The organism is Saccharicrinis sp. 156, assembly GCF_050589685.1.
Lineage (GTDB): Bacteria > Bacteroidota > Bacteroidia > Bacteroidales > Marinilabiliaceae > Saccharicrinis.
This window is the reverse complement of the sequence record NZ_JBNGOS010000011.1, coordinates 1-20172: the sequence shown is the minus strand read 5'-3', so window position 1 is coordinate 20172 and position 20172 is coordinate 1. Positions and strand designations below refer to the sequence as shown.

At 39.2% G+C, this 20172-nt stretch carries 21 protein-coding genes; 7 read left to right on the top strand and 14 right to left on the bottom strand.

All coding sequences use genetic code 11. From position 1 onward, the window contains the following. Position 1 precedes the first annotated feature (1 nt). Complete coding sequence (locus tag ACRD64_RS08380) at positions 2-1612, top strand: 4Fe-4S binding protein (protein WP_430932854.1); 1611 nt, start codon at positions 2-4, stop codon at positions 1610-1612. Between the two features lie 59 nt (positions 1613-1671). On the opposite strand, the gene ACRD64_RS08375 is transcribed toward ACRD64_RS08380, so the two are convergent. Beyond that, a complete protein-coding gene (locus tag ACRD64_RS08375; RefSeq protein ID WP_430932853.1) occupies positions 1672-2340 on the bottom strand; it encodes a DUF2461 domain-containing protein in 669 nt (222 codons plus the stop codon). Between the two features lie 170 nt (positions 2341-2510). Between ACRD64_RS08375 and ACRD64_RS08370 the strand changes: the two genes are divergently transcribed. Beyond that, entirely contained in the window at positions 2511-3182 is a 672-nt protein-coding gene (locus ACRD64_RS08370; RefSeq protein ID WP_430932852.1) for a 2-C-methyl-D-erythritol 4-phosphate cytidylyltransferase, read from the top strand. Here the strand turns inward: ACRD64_RS08370 and ACRD64_RS08365 are convergent. Genes ACRD64_RS08365 through ACRD64_RS08350 form a run of 4 tightly spaced genes read right to left on the bottom strand, consistent with a single transcriptional unit; the run spans position 3163 to position 6058 of the window. Next, the gene (locus ACRD64_RS08365; RefSeq protein WP_430932851.1) at positions 3163-3993 is read right to left on the bottom strand and encodes a metal ABC transporter permease; all 831 of its coding nucleotides are present in this window, start codon (positions 3991-3993) and stop codon (positions 3163-3165) included. The genes ACRD64_RS08370 and ACRD64_RS08365 overlap by 20 nt on opposite strands. A 10-nt stretch (positions 3994-4003) precedes the next feature. Then, positions 4004-4744 (bottom strand): metal ABC transporter ATP-binding protein, encoded by a 741-nt coding sequence (locus ACRD64_RS08360; protein WP_430932850.1) that lies wholly within the window; start codon positions 4742-4744, stop codon positions 4004-4006. 2 nt (positions 4745-4746) lie between these two features. Beyond that, positions 4747-5631 (bottom strand): metal ABC transporter solute-binding protein, Zn/Mn family, encoded by an 885-nt coding sequence (locus ACRD64_RS08355; protein ID WP_430932849.1) that lies wholly within the window; start codon positions 5629-5631, stop codon positions 4747-4749. Between the two features lie 4 nt (positions 5632-5635). Continuing rightward, positions 5636-6058: a Fur family transcriptional regulator gene (locus ACRD64_RS08350; protein ID WP_430932848.1), complete on the bottom strand. Its 423-nt coding sequence runs from the start codon at positions 6056-6058 to the stop codon at positions 5636-5638. A gap of 169 nt (positions 6059-6227) precedes the next feature. Between ACRD64_RS08350 and ACRD64_RS08345 the strand changes: the two genes are divergently transcribed. Further along, positions 6228-6665: a DUF4395 domain-containing protein gene (locus ACRD64_RS08345; protein ID WP_430932847.1), complete on the top strand. Its 438-nt coding sequence runs from the start codon at positions 6228-6230 to the stop codon at positions 6663-6665. Here ACRD64_RS08345 and ACRD64_RS08340 read toward each other — a convergent pair. The 7 genes from ACRD64_RS08340 to ACRD64_RS08310 form a co-directional block, all read right to left on the bottom strand. Next, positions 6662-7519 (bottom strand): LytR/AlgR family response regulator transcription factor, encoded by an 858-nt coding sequence (locus ACRD64_RS08340; RefSeq protein ID WP_430932846.1) that lies wholly within the window; start codon positions 7517-7519, stop codon positions 6662-6664. The two genes, ACRD64_RS08345 and ACRD64_RS08340, sit on opposite strands and share 4 nt — an antisense overlap. A gap of 531 nt (positions 7520-8050) precedes the next feature. Beyond that, positions 8051-8524, bottom strand: coding sequence for an aminoacyl-tRNA deacylase (locus ACRD64_RS08335; RefSeq protein ID WP_430932845.1), 474 nt, complete (start codon positions 8522-8524; stop codon positions 8051-8053). 222 nt (positions 8525-8746) lie between these two features. Continuing rightward, complete coding sequence (locus tag ACRD64_RS08330; RefSeq protein WP_430932844.1) at positions 8747-9433, bottom strand: inorganic pyrophosphatase; 687 nt, start codon at positions 9431-9433, stop codon at positions 8747-8749. A 141-nt stretch (positions 9434-9574) separates the two neighbouring features. Beyond that, on the bottom strand, positions 9575-11116 hold the full coding sequence (locus tag ACRD64_RS08325) for a YifB family Mg chelatase-like AAA ATPase (protein WP_430932843.1): 1542 nt from the start codon (positions 11114-11116) through the stop codon (positions 9575-9577). Between the two features lie 122 nt (positions 11117-11238). After that, positions 11239-11958 (bottom strand): DUF6261 family protein, encoded by a 720-nt coding sequence (locus ACRD64_RS08320; protein ID WP_430932842.1) that lies wholly within the window; start codon positions 11956-11958, stop codon positions 11239-11241. 591 nt (positions 11959-12549) lie between these two features. Beyond that, a complete protein-coding gene (locus ACRD64_RS08315; protein WP_430932841.1) occupies positions 12550-13857 on the bottom strand; it encodes an acetyl-CoA hydrolase/transferase family protein in 1308 nt (435 codons plus the stop codon). Positions 13858-13996: 139 nt separating this feature from the next. Continuing rightward, complete coding sequence (locus ACRD64_RS08310; protein ID WP_430932840.1) at positions 13997-14323, bottom strand: TraR/DksA family transcriptional regulator; 327 nt, start codon at positions 14321-14323, stop codon at positions 13997-13999. Between the two features lie 393 nt (positions 14324-14716). Here ACRD64_RS08310 and rluF point away from each other — a divergent pair, with 393 nt between their 5' ends. Both rluF and larC read left to right on the top strand, forming a co-directional pair. Then, complete coding sequence (rluF, locus tag ACRD64_RS08305; RefSeq protein WP_430932839.1) at positions 14717-15448, top strand: 23S rRNA pseudouridine(2604) synthase RluF; 732 nt, start codon at positions 14717-14719, stop codon at positions 15446-15448. A gap of 316 nt (positions 15449-15764) precedes the next feature. Next, entirely contained in the window at positions 15765-16571 is an 807-nt protein-coding gene (gene larC, locus ACRD64_RS08300) for a nickel insertion protein (protein WP_430932838.1), read from the top strand. Between the two features lie 60 nt (positions 16572-16631). Here the strand turns inward: larC and ACRD64_RS08295 are convergent, their stop codons facing one another. Further along, the gene (locus ACRD64_RS08295; protein ID WP_430932837.1) at positions 16632-17339 is read right to left on the bottom strand and encodes a Crp/Fnr family transcriptional regulator; all 708 of its coding nucleotides are present in this window, start codon (positions 17337-17339) and stop codon (positions 16632-16634) included. A 299-nt stretch (positions 17340-17638) separates the two neighbouring features. Here ACRD64_RS08295 and ACRD64_RS08290 point away from each other — a divergent pair, with 299 nt between their 5' ends. Next, the gene (locus ACRD64_RS08290) at positions 17639-18058 is read left to right on the top strand and encodes an OsmC family protein (protein ID WP_430932836.1); all 420 of its coding nucleotides are present in this window, start codon (positions 17639-17641) and stop codon (positions 18056-18058) included. 51 nt (positions 18059-18109) lie between these two features. Here ACRD64_RS08290 and ACRD64_RS08285 read toward each other — a convergent pair whose 3' ends face one another. Next, positions 18110-19180 (bottom strand): cupin domain-containing protein, encoded by a 1071-nt coding sequence (locus tag ACRD64_RS08285; protein ID WP_430932835.1) that lies wholly within the window; start codon positions 19178-19180, stop codon positions 18110-18112. Positions 19181-19298: 118 nt separating this feature from the next. Between ACRD64_RS08285 and ACRD64_RS08280 the strand changes: the two genes are divergently transcribed. After that, on the top strand, positions 19299-20105 hold the full coding sequence (locus tag ACRD64_RS08280) for a hypothetical protein (RefSeq protein WP_430932834.1): 807 nt from the start codon (positions 19299-19301) through the stop codon (positions 20103-20105). Positions 20106-20172 lie beyond the last annotated feature (67 nt).

The window sequence follows — 20172 nt, the reverse complement described above, 5'->3', positions numbered from 1 at the left end:
AATGCAACATTCTAATCTTAAAAAAACAAGAGTGGCTGTGGCGCTCTTGTTTTTTTCGCTCACACTCTTTTCGTTTATTGATATTTATGAGATGATGCCAGAAGCCTTTACCTCAAATATCATTTTTTTGCAATTTGTTCCTTCCGTACTTAAATTTATTCAAGTAGTATCGCTGTCGGCTGCAGGCTTTCTTATAGTTGTTGTAGTAACGTTTTTGTTGGGGCGAATTTATTGTTCAGCCGTCTGTCCGTTAGGCATATTGCAGGATATTTTTACTTTTATTGCAAGAAAAAGAATCAAAAAGAAGGTATTCTTTAAATTTAAAAAAGCATATCCTGTTGTTCGTTACGGATTGTTAGGAATTGCGATATTGAGTTTTATTGTCGGCACTTCGTTAATCATCAACCTATTGGACCCATATAGTAATGCCGGGCGTATATTTACTTATAGTATTAAGCCAGTATTTGTTTGGGGGAATAATGTAATAGCCGGAATACTTCAGGGACAAAAGATTTACAGCTTACACGTTATCGAGTTGGTTCATGCTTCTTGGACAATAACAATTTATGTAAGCTTGTTTTTTGTTCTGATTGCTTATTTATCGTACAAACGAGGTCGTTTGTTTTGTAATTTGATTTGTCCGGTAGGTACTTTGTTGGGATTGATCTCGAAAAAGGCCTTGGTTAAGGTTCGGATATCAAGTGAAAGCTGCACTAAATGCGGAAAGTGCGCCAGTGCTTGTAAAAGTGAGTGTATCGATTTAAAAACACAAAATATTGATTATTCGAGATGTGTGGCTTGTTACGATTGCTTGCCGGTTTGTAACGACGATGCCATCAAATACACATTGTCATCTAAAAAAAAGAAAACCCAAGTTAAGGTTGTGAAGGGTGAAAAAACCGTGGATAGAAGAGGGGCTATAGCCACTTTGCTGGCCATAACGGCAAGCTCAACAATTTTAGCACAACATGGTCATGGACAAGGGCATGGTCACGGCAGAGGTAACGGAGGCTTTGGGAACCGACCACCATATAAATTATCTGAAAGGGAATATCCGGTTACTCCACCGGGATCAAAAAGTATAGAAAGGTTCAATAGTCTTTGTACCGCTTGCGGTCTTTGTATTTCGGCATGTCCTACGAATGTCCTGCAGCCTGCCGTAACCGAATATGGATTGGTGGGTTTTATGCAGCCACATATGGATTATGCCCATGCCGGCTTCTGTAATTTCGACTGTACAAGATGTAGTGATATCTGTCCTACAGGTGCCATATTGCCATTGTCATTGGAGGAAAAACAATTAACTCAACTAGGTAAGGCAGTTTTCGTGAAGCGCAATTGTGTGGTGCACCGTGATGGAACCGATTGTGGTGCATGTTCCGAACATTGTCCTACCAAAGCTGTATCTATGGTACCTTATCGGAATGGTTTGGTGATTCCGGAAGTTAACCAGGATTTGTGTATTGGGTGCGGGGCGTGTGAACATCCTTGTCCGGTAGATTATCCGCACAAGGCAATTTATATAGAGGGTAACCCGGTTCATCAAATAGCCCAAAAACCTAAGGAGGAAGAAAGTCAGCATAAGGCTTTGGATGAAGATTTTCCGTTTTAGCATAAAAAAGGCCTCGTATCATATGAGGCCTTTTTTTTCATGATCTTGTTTGACATTACTTACGATAAGGCCTTTTTAACTCCGTGGTTGATGAAATCGTTAAACGGTTTCATAATGGTAAATATCTTTTCGATTTTCTTGTCCATGTTTTTTGCTTGAATTTCTTTGTCAGAAACATTTGTCACAGCCGTGTACGATTTATTTTTGATAAGATCGATATTAGGGTCTGTCTTGTCAAAGCCTTTCGGTGCTGTTTTTAGTTTCTCCCCCCATATTTCAGGAAATACTTTTTTGAATTTAGCATCTTCAATAATTGCTCTGTATTCTTCGGGATTTTCGATAATTGACTCCCTTACTGATTTTAAAATTTTGGCTTCAGGGCAGTAGATACCCCCGCCAATGAAACTGTTGTCCGGTTCAAGGTGTAAATAGTATCCTGCGTACGGGCTTTTTCTGCCTCCATGAGAAATATATGCGCCAAAGTTATTTTTATAAGGTTCTTTGTTCTTTGAAAACCTAACATCTCTAAATATTCTAAAAATACAATCCTTTGCATGCGGATGACCAATACTTGGGTCGATGTTGTGAACTACTCCGATTAGTTGATTGATATATTCTTCAAAAGCTTCTTTAGCGGTTTGATATTTAGGTTTGTTTTCCTGGAACCATTCTCTGTTATTGTTAACACTCAGTTCAACTAAAAAATCAAATATCTCTTTGGGTATCATGATGAAGTAATGTTTAAGAATTTATACCAATTTAAAGCGAAAAGATAGCAATTGCAATAGTTTAGACCCTAAATCCCCATAAGTTGTGGTACTTTAAACCAATACTCTACCTTTTTTTGGTAATATTGGGATAAGTTAGCGTATAAATATCTATTTGTTATTTTTGCGATATGAATAAAGCTGTAATTGTAGTGGCCGGGGGAAGCGGCTCCCGGATGAAAAGCGAACTGCCTAAGCAATTTATCAGGTGGTGCGGTAAACCGATATTGATGCATACGATAGAACGATTTGCTGCCTATGATAAGCAAATGAAAATTGTATTGGTGTTACCAAAGCATCAAATTAGTTTATGGGATGAGCTTTGTGAGCAATATAGTTTTCAAATAGGATTACAAATTGCTTTTGGTGGAAAAACCCGGTTTGATAGTGTAAAGAATGGATTAGAAAAATTAACAGATGATTGTTTGGTGGGGGTTCATGATGGTGTTCGACCTCTGGTTTCGAGAGAAACGTTGGATAATTGTTATAACACCGCTGAAAAGCTGGGAAGTGCCATTCCTGTAACTGATGTGATTGAATCTATCAGAGAAGTCGGGAATTTCGGGAGTAAATCAGTTCATCGGGAGCTTTACAAAATGGTCCAGACACCGCAAGTGTTTGTTCTTTCAAAACTTAAAGAGGCATATCGTTTGCCTTATCGGGAGTTCTTTACCGATGATGCAAGCGTGTTCGAAAGTGCAGGAAACGATATAGAGTTAACAGCGGGAAATCGGGAGAATATAAAAATAACAACACCTATCGACCTGGTAATAGGAGAGGCGCTTAGGAATGTGATTTTATGAGGTTGATGGTTTTTAATAGACTTTTTAATAAAGCCCAAATCAATATTAAGGTAAAGATAATGATAGCGCCTGAAGGAAGGTTAAAGTAATAAGAGCCGATTAGTCCCGCCATAATACCCAAAAAACCAAAGCCGATAGAATAATATATCATTGTTTTGAAATCGTGGGTGAATATGCCGGCAATAGCTTGAGGGATGGTAAATAATGATAATACAAGTATTATACCGGCAATTCTAATGCTAAATACAATAGTTAATGCAATTATGGCAGCAGTTGCATACTTTATCAACTTGATATTTAAACCGGTTGTTTTGGCATACTCCGGGTCAAAAGCGGTGTAAAGAATAGGCCGATAGAAAATGGCCATACAAGCGCTAATAATTATTGCTAAACCGAACATCTGATATATATCCGTTTGGGTTACGGTTAGGATGTTACCGAATAGGAAACTCATTAAGTTAGGAGCATAACCCGGGGTTAAAAAAACAAAGATAATACCGATGGCCATGCCCAGCGACCAAAGAATGGCAATGGCACTGTCTTCCCTTATGTTGGCCTTGGAAGTAGTCCATTCTATGCCCAGCGCGGATAATACCGCAAAAACGGCAGCGCCTAAAAAAGGGTTGAGCCCTAAAAAGTAGGCCAGGCCAATACCACCAAAGGATGCGTGTGTAATTCCACCACTGATAAAAACTATTTTTCTCGAAACAATATAGGTACCGGCAATACCGGCTAGTATGCTGGTTAAGAAACCTGCGATCAGTGCATTGATAAAAAAGGAATATTGAAATATGTTAATGATGTCTTGCATTGGTTTGATATTAGTGATTGTGTAATACCCGGTGTGGTACCTTGCCATGGGTGATTAACTCAATAGGGCAATTGTACGTTTGCAATACTTGGTCGCTTATTTTATTGGAATTGTGATAATGCAGCTCTTCGTTAACACAAGCAATGGTTTTGATAAACGAAGATATGGTTCCAATATCATGCGATACCAATAAAATGGCCATTTTTTTGTTGAGTTCCTGAAGCAGTTCGTACAATTCACCCTCAAAATGTTTGTCCACAAAATTATTGGGTTCGTCAAGTATCAGTACCTGCGGGTTGTTGATAATTGCTCTGCATAGGTAGATGCGTTGCATTTGACCGCCAGACAGCTTGCCAATGGCATTGTGCGCATGGTCTTGTAGATTTACAAAACGCAACAAATCCAAAGCTTTGTTTTTCTCATTTTTAGTATATCGCTTGAATAAACCTTTTTTTCCCATTAATCCTGATAATACCACATCAACCACCTTAATCGGAAAAAATTTGTCTATTGAATTGATCTGAGGCAGGTAACCGATGTCGGCCGTGGATTTTAAATGGTAGGTCAGCTTACCCGAAAAAGGTTCCAGAATTCCCAATATAACTTTTAGAAGGGTTGATTTGCCCCCTCCATTAGGGCCGATGATGCCGATGAAATCATGAGGTTTCACCTCGAAATTCACCTTTTTAAGTACAGGTTTATTCGGCGCATATCCCGCATAGATATCCCGGAGGCTTATTAATGGTTCCATGTTTATCGAAGTGTTTTTTCTAACTTGCTTAAAAGGTGGTTCATTTCAACAAACCAATCTTCGGATAGCGGATTGACCTGAATTATTGGAATGTTAAGCTCAGATGAAATAACCTCCGCATTCCGTTTGTCGAATTCCTCTTGAACAAAGATAGCCTTGATGTTCTGCTCCCTTCCATCATCTATTAGTTTTTTTATCCACTGCGCACTCGGTTCCTTGCCTTTGTGTTCAACTGAGATTTGCTCCAGGCCATAATCCCGCGCCAAATAGGTGTAGGCAGGATGAAAGATATAAAACTTACTGTTTTTAAAAGAATCGCAGGTCTGGAAAAAGGTATTGTCTAAATCACTTATCTGCCTTTTTAGTTTTTTGCTATTGCTAATAATAAGCTCTTTTTTATGAGGAAAAGCCTTTGATAATGCTTCCTCGGTATTTTTTAATACTATCATCATTGTTTTTGGCGATGTCCAGATATGTGGATCTATGCCTCCTTTATGGATGTGATCGCCGTGCACGTGATCCTCGTCCCTGATTAATGCAATACCCTTTGAGGTATCTTCTATTTTTAAATCCGGGTTTATTTCGGCAATTCTTTTGGTCCATGCTTGCTCAAAACCTATATGCCCTATTTTTAAATATAGCAACGACTGGCTTAGGTTTTTAATTTGTGACGGACTGGGGGAATAGGTCGCAGGACTTGCTCCTTTGGGTATCATTACATTAACAGGAGTAGAGTCTCCCAACAATTGCTCCACTAAATATTTTTGAGGTAAGATACTTACACTAATGTTATTTTTAGAGATTGGTTTTGATTGGCAGCTGGCTATACAAAAAATGATGAGTGTAATAACCGCAGCATTAACAATTGTTCTTGAATAGTATTTCATATATTTACTTTTGGTTTTTAAGGTTGCAAAGGTTGCAGATGCCATTAACAATCAGTTTACTGCTTTGTTGAATAAAACCAGCTGGTAAATCGTATTTCGCAATCTCACATTGCGGCATACATGTTACCCGGTTGCATATATTGCAATGAAAGTGTAGGTGTTCGGCATTATATTCTTCGTTAAAAATTTTTCGGTTAATACTATACGATGTTACCGAACCGTTCACCTCAATTTTATGTATGATTTCGTTGCCAACAAGCGATTTGAGATTCCGATAAAGGGTAACTCTGTCTGTTTGTTCGGAAAGAGCATTTTCAATATCCTTTTGGTTTAAAGGATGACTGGCCTCCCCCAATGCCTCAAGCAATTCAAGTCTTTGTTGCGTTATTTTAAGTCCTTTTTGTTTTAGTATATCCGTAGTATTCATTGACTGATATAATGGTTGATCTGTATGGCAAATATAATAATAATATATCAAATGCAACACTGTTGCATTTGATATAATAAATATAAAAAAGATAGGAAAAATATGTAGTTAAGGCAGAACATTCCGTTTTGTTACGGGTTTATTCCCTAAATAGAAAGAATAAAAAGATATGAAAAATATTGTATGTCCTTTGTCAACAGAGCGTATTGACGAAAATATCCCAAGGGTTATCGGATTTTTTGTCGTAATCCTATCTATATTATATGTAATAAGTGGATTGTGGGTGATCCCCACTTTATTAGTGGTTGATTTTTATGTAAGAGCCTTTGGAAACGGGAAATATAGTTTGTTGGCCGGCATTGCCAGGGTAGTGAATACTAGTTACTTGAATAACGGAAGAAAAACTGACAAAGCGCCGAAAGTGTTCGCTGCCCGTTTGGGGCTTGTTTTTACCGTTTTAATATTGGTGCTGAATTTGGCAGGCTTTCAAATGGTGTCCAATTCTTTGGCAATTTTGCTAATAGTGTTTGCCACATTGGAATGTGTGGCTAATTTTTGTGTGGGCTGCATTGTATTTAGCTGGTTTGTAAAGCCTTATACCCGTTAATAATTGCCAAATAACTGGAAAATTTCGTTCATATATGTTTTCGAAAGAGGTACCTCTATCGGCGGGTCTGTATCCATTTCAAGCACGTGTTTGTCTCTGTCCCTGCGGACAAGCTTAATCTTTTCGAAGTTTACCATGTAGGATCGATGGCAACGTGTAATCGGTAGGTCCTTTATTTGATTTTCCAAATTTTTTATCGTGTTGCGAAGCAAGAATTTTGAGACAGTGGTTTTGCCTTTATAGTATATTGATACGTAATTGTCCGTGCTTTTTAGATAAAGAATATCGTCCAGTATCAACGAAATGCGCATGGTTCCTTTTTCATCCTTAAAGGGAACCATTCTTTTTTTATCAACCATAGGCGATTCTTCCGATTCCGTAAGCTCTTTTATCTTATGGTTCTTATCTTGCCAGGAAAAATATAGCCATAATACCGCATAGGGCAACAAAAGTACCAGGGCCGTATTTTGCAGCGAAGCATTAAAAACCTCAATGAAACTCCGATTGTCGTTTTTAATAAATGCCGATTCGTAAATTGTGTAAAACAACGACATCGAAATAACTTCTAGCCCAATAACCAAGAGAAATGCCCAAAGCTTGGTTCGTATTTCTTTTTTATTGTATTGATAAAGGATCACCCGGGAAATTACTGCCACCAGTACACCGGTTAGGATGATCAAGCTCGAATAAAACAGGAGCTCCTGGGACTTTAATTGAAGCCCAAACCAATTTCTAACATCAAAGGGGGAATATAGATTGATAAACAACAGGGCAAAACCTGCGGTAAAAAGAATTAATCTGACAATATTCTTTTTTGATATTAAATAAGCCGGTATTTTTTGGTTTAAATCCATTTCTCACGAAAGTACTTATAAAATCAAAATCTTGAAATAATATCATGTTTAATTTAATTAAAAAATTAACACGCTTCCTGATATACGTTTTTCATCCCGTATATGCGTTTTTCACCCCTTAATATCCATTTTAAGCCCGATTGAGTGGGTATTGTACCATTTATTTGTAGAATGCTTCCAAGTTTTGTTGGTTTGTATCGCAATCAGGCAAACATACTTGGTTGGTTTTTGTTGAACGGTTGTATTTTTTTGGATATAACCGGGACATGATGAGAATGATATTTAAAAAATAACTACTATTTTTTACCCTTTTCGATTTTGCTAGTGCAAAAGAGCTGTTACCAAAACGTTGGAACAGCTTTTTTAATTTTAGCACCTTACAATTCATATTTTGTCTCTTTTGACTTGCCCGAGCTAGGGATTTCACATAAAAAATGCCCACCTAACAGAGATGGACATTATTTACTTAAATACGACAATTTATGAGCAAACCAGAACTAAAGAGTTAACAGCACTACTATGGGCAGTTTTTCAATAGCTGGTATGATAGGCTATTTTCATGATGGTTGGCTGAACCAGTCTCTCAAAATCAGCATACTTCATTTGTATCAAAAGGCTGTGAGAGCCGGCATTAAAGGCTATGAAAACATCTTTGGACAATGATTCGGCAACATAAACAGGCATATCGTACAAATTACCAAACGGCGGCATAGCACCCACTTCGCAATTCTCGAAAAGATCCTTGAACTCTATTTCGGTGGCCAACCGAATTTCTTTAGCCCCGGTTGCTTCTTTTAACAGGTTAAAATCGATTTGCATATCGCCGGGTAACACAACCATGCACATTTGACCATCCAGTTTCATGATAACTGTTTTGGCAATTTCCTTGCCTGAAATGTGCGCATCGGCCGCTGTTCGTTGGGCTGTATACGTTTTGTGATGAACAATTTTATTAAAAGAAACATCCGCATTTCTTAAAAATGATTCCAGTCGTGATAGTGGCATAATAATTTCCTCCTTTTTTCAATTTTTCAGTGGTATATAAGATAAGGAATTATTAAAACAAAGTAAAGAGCCGAGGTAATTTTATTGGCTGAAAAAAACCTGCATGTTTAATGGGGGAAGAGGTGGTTGATCCTAATGGCAGCAAAAACAATTTGGAAATGGAAGAACATCTTTAAGCACATCCCTGTAAAGCACATGCTTAAAGAATAAGATGTTGTGCTGTTAGTATTTTGAAAGAGCGTTCCTTAAGTTATCGAACCTTGAATCGTAATCAAGAGCGGATAATTTAATGACTTCTTTAGCTTCTTCCGCATTATAGATGTGGGTTATCTCACAATCTGCATCTAAGCCTGGCATGTCCTTGTATGTTAAAAAGTAATGTTTAAGACGGTTAACAACCAATTCGGGTAGTTCGGTGATATCTTTCATGTTACCGTATACGATATCGCCCTTAAGTACGGCAATAATTTTATCGTCGGCCTGGTTGCCGTCAATCATTCTGAAACCTCCGATTGGCCTTACATGGGCAATAATATCCCCATGAGGCACTTCCTTTTCGGTTAGGACACAAATATCCAATGGATCACCATCTCCCTGTATTTCGTCCCTGCCGGATTTCTCTGCACAAAACTTTCCGATTCTTGGCCCGCAAAATGTTTGAGGAATAAAACCGTAAAGAGCGGGAACCACGTTGGAATACTTCTGAGGGCGATCGATTTTTAAATAGCCGGTTTCCTTGTCAATTTCGTATTTGATGGTATCGGTAGGAACAACTTCGATAAAGGTAGTTACTATTTCAGGCGCTTCTGCACCTATGTTTATGCCGTGCCATGGATGCGATTTATATCGCAATCCCATTAACCGACCAATAGGGTCCATCAAGCTGTTGGTTGTAAACTCATCTGCCATATTATAAATGTATGTTATTATTCAGGTTTTAAAGGTGGCTGCAAAAATAGGTAAGTAATCAACATCTACAGCACAATTCATGAATTTTAATCGTAAATTAAATGCATATCTACCATTTTAACTGATAAACCGTTAATTTGTTTACCCCACCCAGCCTGCTTTATCTAAATTTCGGTATTGCACGGCTTCCGAAATATGGTCGGCTTGTACCTGTTCTTGCCCATCCAAATCGGCAATGGTGCGGCCTACTTTTAGGATTCTGTCGTACGCCCTGGCTGACAAATCCAGTTTTTCCATGGCATTTTTTAAGATTTCCATACCATCCGCTGTGGGCGTAGCATATTTGCGCTGCAGCTTTGTGGTCATTTGCGCGTTGCAAAATACTTTCCGGAAATCTTTGTACCGCTCACCCTGAATCTTACGTGCTTTGATCACCCTATTCCTGATATCGCTGCTTTTTTCTGATGAAACTGCCGTGCTCAGCTCCTTAAATGGAACGGGTACCACTTCTATTTGCAGATCGATGCGGTCCAGGAGTGGCCCGGAAATTCGGCTCAGATACCGCTGAACGACACCTGGGCTGCAAACACATTTTTTTTCGGGGTGATTATAGTAACCGCATGGACACGGGTTCATGCTGGAGATAAGCATAAAACTTGCTGGATAATCCACACTAAACCTGGCCCTGGAGATACTGATAATCCTATCTTCCAAAGGTTGGCGCATTACTTCCAGGACGGTTCGTTTAAATTCAGGAAGTTCGTCTAAGAAAAGCACCCCATGATGTGCCAGGGATATTTCTCCGGGTTGGGGGAAACTGCCACCGCCAACAAGGGCAACATCGCTAATAGTGTGGTGGGGGCTCCTAAAGGGTCGCTGTGTCAGCAGGGCAGTGTTATTTTGTATTTTCCCGGCAACGGAATGTATTTTGGTTGTTTCTAATGCTTCGTCAAGCGTTAATGGCGGTAATATGGATGGAAGACGTTTCGCAATCATTGATTTTCCCGCACCCGGCGGGCCAATCATCAGCAGGTTGTGCCCGCCGGCGGCGGCTATTTCCAAGGCGCGCTTGACCGATTCCTGTCCTTTAACATCCAAAAAATCAATATCGTCGTGGAGCAGTTGGTCGTAAAATTCTTTTTCTGTATCTACCTGGGTTGGTTCTATATCAATGTCGCCGTTTAAAAATGAACCCACCTCGGTAATGTTAGCGGCACCATAAACTTCTAGGCCTTTCACCACAGCCGCTTCTCTGGCGTTTTGAACGGGTAGAATCAATCCTTTGAACCCTTCTTCCTTGGCCCTGACAGCAATGGGTAATGCTCCTTTCACAGGCTGAAGACTTCCGTCCAGGGAGAGTTCCCCCATCATGATGTAATGTGATAAATTATCGGAGGATATTTGTTTGGAGGCAGCCAGGATTCCCATGGTCAAAGGCAGGTCGTAGGCCGAACCTTCTTTGCGGATATCGGCCGGAGCCATATTGATGACGATTTTTTTTCCGGGCCATTTATAGTTGTGGGATACATTAAGGGCCGCCTGCATGCGTTGTTCGCTTTCTTTGACAGCGCTATCGGGTAATCCTACCATAAAAAATTTGATCCCTTGCGAAAAATTGACTTCAATGGTAATGGTTACTGCATCTATTCCGCTTACGGCTGCTCCAAATGTTTTTACTAGCATAGTAAATTGTTAGGATTAGAAATTTCAACTCAATTTACATAAACTATTTTAAAAAAGAAACACCCGGTTTTGTTAAAGCCGGGTGTTTGCTATCTGTTCAATTATTGCTGATGCATATTTCCTTACCACATGGCTTCATGTATATTGTCACTTGTTTTTCTGGAACGCACTTCGCTGTTAAATTCGTATATTACTGCGTTGATATCGTGAATGACACTGGAATATACCGGGTTGGGTTGGATCAGTTGCATAAGATCGATAAATTTGAATATGAGTTCAAAGGAATTTCTGATTTCGGTACAGGAACAGTTTTCATTCGACGGAATGTCCTCAATGCTGTTTCGTAAAGCGACCTCGAATTTGTTTTGAGCTTCGGATAATTCATCGATCCATTTCTTCATATTGAGTGTTTTGACGGCCTCGCTTAATTGCGGTAAATTCTGAATGTCTTTTAACAAACTTCTGATTTTTATTGTTTTTTGATCATTGCTTTCCAATTCTAAATGCCAATTGTATTTTCTAACAGCTTCGATTAATAATCGTGCATTGACTTTCCATTCGGGATTTATTTTTTTCTGGCATGCTAATAAATAGTTTTTAATACCTGCTATTGCGTCGCTCCGGATTGCATCGGAATTCACTAATCCCGAATTGCAGGCCGCATGTTTTTTTGACAGGATGTTGTCCTGAAGTTTGTAGAAAGCTTTTTGAGCCGTTGACATGGGCTTTGCTAACCCCAGTTTTTCCACGTCGAGCTGTTCCAGGATAGGAAACAGACGTTTGCTGAATTTTAAGTAATCGTTGGCCTGATACTTATAAAAGTAAGGATTTTCAATAGTCATAATAAATTGTGTTGTTTTGGCTTTATTAATATACGAAAAATTGAGATATTGTCAAGTAAAATTTTGTATGTACTTACTTTTATTTTAACATAACGCCTCTGGATGATGCATGCGTTGGAGTGTTGCGTTAAGGATTGGCGCGGCTACCCCACGCCAAAATTTAACGGGTGATTATAAGGATTTATTCACGAAAAATTTTGATCTTTAAAGAAGGACAAGGAAAGGGCGTTGAGTAATAGCAGAAAGCCTGTCCCGATTACATATGTTTAGGAAGGATTGGATTGTGGAGGGGAACGCCCAAGGTAATTTTACGGGATTGCTTATTTATGTTAAAATTGAGACCCGGCGCAATGGAGTGTAATTTAATATAATGGATATGAATTAGTTGCCAATAAAAAAGCCGTTCACAATTGAACGGCCCTTGAAATATAATAGCGTTTGAATATACAATCCGGAAAATTCCGGGAGTTTTTTGCGACTCCGACCGAGATTAAGTTTCATCATCAAATTTGTAAACGAAATTGAGTTCAACTTAGTCGGGATGACCAGCTTTTAATATTCGCCTCCATTAAAAAAGGCAAATAAGTCAGCTTAGATATTCTTGTTTACGTAATGGAAGTGTGGCCCAAAACGATCGAAAGCAGCTTTGTCTAGTTCTTCCTGGTGATCGGGGTGCGCAACGGAAATAATTAGCTTAGCTCTTTCCTGCATTGTTTTTCCGTATAGGTTAACAGCTCCGTGCTCGGTTACAAACCAGTGCATGTTGGCGCGAGTGGTAACCACACCTGAACCGGGTAACAAGATAGGTGAGATTTTTGACAATCCTTTTGCAGTTACCGATGGCATTGCAATGATTGGCAAACCGCCTTTTGAGTAGCCCGCTCCCCGTATAAAGTCGATTTGTCCACCTACGCCCGAGTAGTGTGTTGTTCCGATTGAGTCGGCACAAACCTGACCGGTGATGTCGATAGCCAAAGCGGAATTGATAGCGGTTACCTTATCGTTCTGGCGGATAACGTTTACGCTGTTGGTGTGCTTAACGTCCATCATGGCAACCATTGGGTTGTCGTCGATAAAATCGTACAGTTTCTGAGAACCCATCAAGAAAGAAGCCACCATTTTACCTGGATCGATTTGCTTGCGCTTACCGTTTACAACTCCTTTTTCAACCAAAGGAAGGATTCCGTCAGCAAACATCTCTGTGTGTACACCTAAATCTTTGTGATTTTCTAATTGAGCCAATACTGCGTTTGGAATACCACCGATACCCATCTGAAGACATGCGCCATCCTCGATAAGTTCAGCTACGTTTTTACCAATGGCGATATCAGTATCGGTAAGTGTACCCATGTCGTGCGTGTAAAGCGGGCTGTCGTCTTCTACAAAGTAATCGATTTCGTTCGTGTGGAAAATAGCGTCGCCCCATGCACGTGGAACGTTAGGGTTCACCAAGGCAATAACTACATCGGCACATTCTATAGCTGCTTTTGTGGCATCTACCGATGTTCCTAAAGAAACAAATCCATGCTTGTCCGGTTTAGAAACCATCACCATGGCTACGTTAACTTTTAAATATCCTTCACGGATTAGTTTTTGCGTCTCGCTCAGGAAAGCCGGGATGTAGTCGGCATACCCTGCTTGTGTTTGTTTACGCAAGTTTCCGCCTACAAAAAACTGCTCCGAAACGAAAACTCCTTCGAACTCAGGATCGGCGAAGTCTACTTTGTTTTCGATGTGGATGTGCTGGATTTTTACGTCGTAAAACTCCTTTTTGCGGCCACGCTCAACCATGGCCTTAATAAGTTTGTGGGGTGTTACGGCCACACTGCTTAAATGGACCCTGTCTCCCGTTTTAATTACTTTTACAGCTTCTTCTGCACTTACACTTTTATACTGCATTTTATATTATTTAGAGATATTTTTCTTTAATTCGATTGTCGAGCTGCAAAACTATAACAATTTGCTCAAAATGTCGGGGTTGAAAAATGTATTCTACAACATATTAAAACAGTTAATGGACAACATGCCAATGACCATATTATTTTTGCGCACATTTGATGCATTTTCTGCTTTCGGGCATTAATACCAGCCGGCCGGTTTGAATGGCTCCTTTGCAATCGGTGCAAATTCCAAAATCAGGGTCGTTGATATGGTCCAACGCGTACTGCAGGTTTTTTAGTTTGGACTCGGTTTGACGCAATGCAGCGTCATTCACGCTTTTGTTGTTAATGGCGTCCATTCTGCTAATGCGACCTATAGCGTCATCGGGAGCAACAGCTTGGGTAAGTTCTTTTAACGATTCAACCTTTCGCTCAACAATAGATATTTGTTTTAAGATAAGTTGTTTTATCTCTTGTTTATCCATATTCATAGCAATTTAACAATGGTTTGGAACATATTGATAATGATTCGTAAACCTACAAGGTTGTAAAAACTATTGAATCTGTCAAATGCACGGGCATGGTATTAGGGCTTTTGTTTTTCACTCTCGGGGTATAGTTTTACTAAGTAAGATATTATGCAATAAAATTTTATCGATGTCAACTCGTGACGCTCTCGGCCAGCGTTTGACAAGCTGTGCTTTGTCATCACCCTGCGGATGACAGATTTGCGGACCAAGTTTTATATAGGCAACAATTCCGTTTTGGCGATATTTATCTTTTAATGTCGATTTCCCCATGTATGGCATATATGGAAAGCAGATATTCAAAATAGTATTACTTTTGTGTGGTCTACAAATTACACAAGCGAATAAAACATGGCGAAGAAAGAGCCTACAAGGATAAACAAGTATTTAAGCGAAGTTGGGTATTGTTCGCGACGTGAGGCGGATAAGTTGATCGAGGCCCGAAAAGTAACCATTAACGGCAAAGTGCCCGAGATGGGAACGAAAGTGTGCGATGGCGATGAGGTGAGGGTTAAGGGTAAACTGATTTCGGAGCCTAAAGACAAGTTTGTTTATATTGCATTTAATAAACCTGTGGGTATTGTTTGCACTACGGATACACGTGTGGAGAAAAATAATATTATCGATTACATCCATTATCCGAAACGGATTTTCCCAATTGGTAGATTGGACAAACCAAGTGAAGGTTTGATTTTTCTTACCAACGATGGCGATATAGTCAATAAAATTTTGCGGGCACGAAATAATCATGAGAAAGAATATATCGTTAAAGTCGACAAGCCTGTTACAGATGATTTTGTGCGAAAGATGAGCAGCGGTGTTCCTATTTTGGATACCGTTACTCGCAGCTGTGTTGTGGAACGGACCGGGAAGTTTGAGTTTAGGATTGTACTAACACAGGGGCTTAACCGCCAAATCAGAAGGATGAGCGAATATTTGGGTTACGAAGTGAAAAAGCTCAAACGTGTTAGGATAATGAACGTGAAATTAGATACTCCTGTTGGTAAATGGCGGTATTTGAGTAAAAAGGAGCTCAATGAAATTAACCGGCTAGTTTCGGAATCGGCCAAGACACATGACTAGATAAGTCAAAAGCGAATTTGTCACAGGTTAATAGTAAACAATCAGCGGTCAACAACCAGTGACGTAGCGTAAAGGGCTGAGAGTAATGATCGGCGAGTTTTGAGTATTATAATCTACAATGACAAACCGCCACACAAACAGCAAACATAACGGAGCAAATGAGGTTGATGGCACTTGAGCCGGCGAGATTAAGGGTTGTTTGTGAATAAAAAAATATGGAGGTCGGTATTATAAGATCGGATAATAAGGTTATTAAGTGTTCAATGCAGCGGTAGTTTTCAAAATTTGTATATTCACTGCAATTAAAATTATAACTATGAAATTAATATTAGATCCTACTGGCGGAATGGCAGGCGATATGTTTGCCGCTGTGCTGATTTCAGCGGGTGCGGATGAACAGAAAATGGTGGAAGCTATGTTGACTGCTGCAAATAAAATAGGTAGATCAACTATAAATACCGTAAAAACTCACGACAATGCAACCAGGTTGATCATGGATATCAACCATAATCATGGCCATCTGGCGGCTTCAAAAGCCAGATTGCTTTTGAAAGAATTGTGCGAGGATTTAAAGATTGAAGGTGAGTATTGCCATTTTGCATTAAAGGTACTTGAAGTTCTTATTGCCGCAGAGAAACAAGCTCATGCCGAAAATACTTTTTTAACAGACCATCACCATGGGCATAGTCATGACCACCATCATGATCACCACGGTCACCATCATCACCATCACGAACACGAAGAGGAAGCGTGGTTACATGAAGCTCAGGATATATTGATTGATATTATTGGAGCGGCTATAGGATTACAGTTGTTAAGCGCACCCGTGGAGGCAGATATTGTGAAGCCTGTTTCGTTAGGAGGGGGAAGGATTAAATTCTCGCACGGAGAAATGGCGGTTCCGGCACCTGCCACAAAGATAATTATGGACAAATACAAAATTGCCAATACAATGGGGCCTGTGGATATTGAACTTTGTACCCCGACGGGTTCGGCAATATTAGCGGCACTTGGCAGTAAATTAATATCTGATGAAATCGCAAAAGGAGTTGTTTTTGAAGGAACTTCGAGGGGAGGTAAGGATTTGGAGATTCCTCCATTGAAAGTATATCTTAGAAAATAAGAAACGAACGAAAAAAATGGCTGCTCTTTGGGGCAGCCATTTGTATATTTTCAGCAGATACTACACGTAAACATTCCCTATCTTGATCAACTTGGGAATGTTAAGCAGCTTAATTTTTCTACCGTTAAGCTCAATCAATTTGTCGGATTTAAATTCCGATAGCAACCTGATAACCGATTCTGTAGCTGTACCTACCATATTGGCTAACTCTTCGCGGGTTAGTGAAATTTGTAAGGTGTGGTCCTGGTCCAGTTCAAAAGTGTCCATTAATAACAACAACACCTCGGCCAATCTTTCCCGTACTGTTTTCTGCGCGATGTCGGTCAGAAATTTGTTAGACTCACCGAGCTCTTTGCAGGTTAGTTTCATTAACGACATGGAGAAGTTTGGATTGGACTTTAACAAAGAAGCCAATACCTCCCCCGGGAAATAACAAAGAATGGTGTCTTGAATCACTTTTGTCGTGCTACAGGCCAACTCATCACTAATCACCGATCTAAATCCGATTAGGTCTCCGCCTTTGGCAAATCGAATTATCTGTTCCTTACCGTCAAAACCAGTTTTAAAGATCTTTAATATCCCATCAACGACTAAAAATGTGCCGTTAATTCTACTGCCTTCATGGTAAATAGTACTTCCCCTTTTATGGATGGTACTGCTCATCGATTGATTTACCTTTTCAACCTCTTCTTCAGATAATCCTTTAAATATATCAAAAGCACGAAGATCCACAGGCTCGTTGTATGGAACACTTTGAATATTCTTCATTCCTTAAGTTTTAATTTTTTTCAGACTGCAAAAATAATGTTAATTCACGATAAAGCTAATGTTTTATTATAATGTTGAATACATTAAATTTTATTATTTAGACTTTTGTTAAAGCAATTTCTTATTTTGTGCAGTTATTTTGCTTATTTATCTACAAATATATAAATAATGATGTATATTTATTGAAAACACGTATCTAAATATATAGCTATGAAACGAGCTTTAAAAGTGTTTCTTATATAAAGAATCATACCGTAGCGAGTTCCATGGAATGCAAGTGAAATTTAAATGATAATGAGATGAAAACTACAATTGATCTTGAGTGGATAGAAAACATGACCTTCCAGTCTGAAGTAAATGGTCACACTATTAAAATTGATGCAGGCGAAGAAAACGGAGGGAATGACTCCGGGCCACGTCCCAAACCTTTGATGCTGTTGGCCCTGGCAGGTTGTACAGGGATGGATGTGGTATCTATTCTAAAGAAGATGAGAGTGCGATATGATGGTTTAAAGATTATGGTGGAAGCTAATATGAGGGAAGAGCACCCCAAGTATTATGACACGATGAAGGTTATTTTTAAATTTAAAGGTGCTGACTTACCTATGGATAAGTTAGAAAGGGCCGTTCAGCTTTCAGAAGAACAATATTGTGGTGTTTCGGCTTTATACAAAATGGCTATCCCGGTTACCTTTGAGATAAAAGTAAACGAGGATTGATGGTTTAATTCCTCGTACAAAGCGTGAAACTTTGAAAAAGGTCAGGCGTCATTATTTGGAAAGCCTTTCCACTATCTTTTTGTGATTTGGAAATTTAGCTTGCAATGTGTTCGCTTCGCCCATTTCAAAATCGGCAAAGTCAAAACCTGGGGCGACAGCACAACTAACGAGAGAATATCCGTAGCCTTCTTTTATTTCTGCGGCAAACCAAGCCCCGGGCTCCACGGTATATTGAAGTCTGCCATTCATATGGTCAGATAATTCAATATGCTTGTAATGCCCATTATTGTTTATCGTATGGATGATCAAAGGCATTCCCTGGTGAAAATACCATGTTTCAGGTGATTTTATACGATGAAAGGCTGAATACTGCTCGTTGGCCAAGAGGTAATAGATGGAGGTCAGCGCATTTCTATCCCCCTCAAAACTATCATTTAACCCATTATTAGGTATGACCATGCTTGAGCGGTAAACCTCTTTAAACCATCCGCCTTCCGGATGTCTTTCCAATTTTAAATGGTCGATATGTTGTTGCGCCTCATTGCTTATGTGATATTCCGAGACTGATAGATGGTTGTTGTCAACGAAATTTTGGAGGATAGCTTGGGCTTCTGCCAATTTTTCTTCCCAGTGTTTTATGGAGTTTTGTCCAATAACGTCGGTAACACATTTGACACCTACAAACGGGAGGTTGTGCATTCTGCAAACACGGGCAACAGCAAACGATTCCATATCGAAAATATCCCCCGTGCCATCGGCAGAAGTAAGAAAGGTATCACCGGTATTACAAACACTGTCGAATAGCCAACTATTAAAAAAGCCGCATTTTTCCACCTCATCGGTAAAATCTTCTTCAAAAGAAACTCCAAAATGGCTTAATTTCTCCATATCCCTATCCACAAATCTCTTGCATAAGTGTACCGAACCTATTTTGTAATTTACGGTTCCGGCAGTTCCAATATTTATTACCACATCGGGATTATGTATGGCAATGCCTCTCTCAACGGCTATTGCCGCATTCACTTTTCCCACTCCTGTGCGGCAATAATGGAATTTACAATGGGGCATATCTACATGTACCCGTTCTTCTTCTACTGCATATACAATTAAAACATTGAGCATCGTTCTATTCTTTTACACAAAAGTAGATAATAATTAAAATCAATGGTCTGTTTTTTGCTAATTCGCAACCGATTTAATTATTGATTAAGAAATAGAACCAAACTAAACTGAATTTTTGATGATTACGAAAAAGGTGTTTTTGTGTGCCACTGTCCTTTTTTTCCTTTCTAACCATGTGCTTTTTTCGCAGGAAAATAAACCTCAAAAACATTATTTTGGGGTTAATGCGGGCATTGATCCCGCTAACCTGATAAAAATTGCACTTGAATCTGCATTTAATTCAGATGACGATGATCTTTACGAAAATGAGGAGGATAAAAATTATTTTGGCGTTTTAATACTGGGGGTTTATTATAAATATAAACCTTTTGGTAAACTGGATTTTGATGCTGGTTATAAACTATGTGCCTCTTCGCTAGAAGATTTAAACCGTTCGGATAACAACTATAATTATCAATATCAATCAGGAGCCGATCATTTGTTGTATAGTCGTATGAATTATAACATCCGAAACATACATCAAGAAGGAGAAGGCCACCTGTCCTCTTCTTTTGAGATAGGTAGCTTATGGACACCTGGTATACTGAAATTACAGGACAGGCAAACTCAAAATTCGGAAACAATAAAAATTAGAGGAGCAAATTTGTTTTATGAGTTTAAACTTGGATATAAGTATGGATTGCAAAATGGAGCAATTGGATTTAATATTGGAATAAATAATGCGCCATATCAACAAGCGGTACTGAAGGATATTGAAAAAAGAGGATTTAATAGCGAAATTACCGGGGGACCTGGAATTGTAATAGGTGTTGACTATGAATTTGGATTTAAAAGAAACAAATCCAAAGTAAAACAAAATAAACGAAAGCGGAGAAATAGAGCTATAATTGAAACGTTTGAAAATAAGTCTCAAGTTTTTTCTTGACTTCCGCACTTTTTGTGGGACACCCTCCGTATCCCTTGCTATTGCTGACTTTCTTTTTTAACTTGGG

Coding starts and splice junctions, on each gene's coding strand:
- ACRD64_RS08380 (WP_430932854.1), top strand. CDS start 2: ATGCAACATTCTAATCTTAAAAAAACAAGAGTGGCTGTGGCGCTCTTG.
- ACRD64_RS08375 (WP_430932853.1), bottom strand. CDS start 2,340: ATGATACCCAAAGAGATATTTGATTTTTTAGTTGAACTGAGTGTTAAC.
- ACRD64_RS08370 (WP_430932852.1), top strand. CDS start 2,511: ATGAATAAAGCTGTAATTGTAGTGGCCGGGGGAAGCGGCTCCCGGATG.
- ACRD64_RS08365 (WP_430932851.1), bottom strand. CDS start 3,993: ATGCAAGACATCATTAACATATTTCAATATTCCTTTTTTATCAATGCA.
- ACRD64_RS08360 (WP_430932850.1), bottom strand. CDS start 4,744: ATGGAACCATTAATAAGCCTCCGGGATATCTATGCGGGATATGCGCCG.
- ACRD64_RS08355 (WP_430932849.1), bottom strand. CDS start 5,631: ATGAAATACTATTCAAGAACAATTGTTAATGCTGCGGTTATTACACTC.
- ACRD64_RS08350 (WP_430932848.1), bottom strand. CDS start 6,058: ATGAATACTACGGATATACTAAAACAAAAAGGACTTAAAATAACGCAA.
- ACRD64_RS08345 (WP_430932847.1), top strand. CDS start 6,228: ATGAAAAATATTGTATGTCCTTTGTCAACAGAGCGTATTGACGAAAAT.
- ACRD64_RS08340 (WP_430932846.1), bottom strand. CDS start 7,519: ATGGATTTAAACCAAAAAATACCGGCTTATTTAATATCAAAAAAGAAT.
- ACRD64_RS08335 (WP_430932845.1), bottom strand. CDS start 8,524: ATGCCACTATCACGACTGGAATCATTTTTAAGAAATGCGGATGTTTCT.
- ACRD64_RS08330 (WP_430932844.1), bottom strand. CDS start 9,433: ATGGCAGATGAGTTTACAACCAACAGCTTGATGGACCCTATTGGTCGG.
- ACRD64_RS08325 (WP_430932843.1), bottom strand. CDS start 11,116: ATGCTAGTAAAAACATTTGGAGCAGCCGTAAGCGGAATAGATGCAGTA.
- ACRD64_RS08320 (WP_430932842.1), bottom strand. CDS start 11,958: ATGACTATTGAAAATCCTTACTTTTATAAGTATCAGGCCAACGATTAC.
- ACRD64_RS08315 (WP_430932841.1), bottom strand. CDS start 13,857: ATGCAGTATAAAAGTGTAAGTGCAGAAGAAGCTGTAAAAGTAATTAAA.
- ACRD64_RS08310 (WP_430932840.1), bottom strand. CDS start 14,323: ATGGATAAACAAGAGATAAAACAACTTATCTTAAAACAAATATCTATT.
- rluF (WP_430932839.1), top strand. CDS start 14,717: ATGGCGAAGAAAGAGCCTACAAGGATAAACAAGTATTTAAGCGAAGTT.
- larC (WP_430932838.1), top strand. CDS start 15,765: ATGAAATTAATATTAGATCCTACTGGCGGAATGGCAGGCGATATGTTT.
- ACRD64_RS08295 (WP_430932837.1), bottom strand. CDS start 17,339: ATGAAGAATATTCAAAGTGTTCCATACAACGAGCCTGTGGATCTTCGT.
- ACRD64_RS08290 (WP_430932836.1), top strand. CDS start 17,639: ATGAAAACTACAATTGATCTTGAGTGGATAGAAAACATGACCTTCCAG.
- ACRD64_RS08285 (WP_430932835.1), bottom strand. CDS start 19,180: ATGCTCAATGTTTTAATTGTATATGCAGTAGAAGAAGAACGGGTACAT.
- ACRD64_RS08280 (WP_430932834.1), top strand. CDS start 19,299: ATGATTACGAAAAAGGTGTTTTTGTGTGCCACTGTCCTTTTTTTCCTT.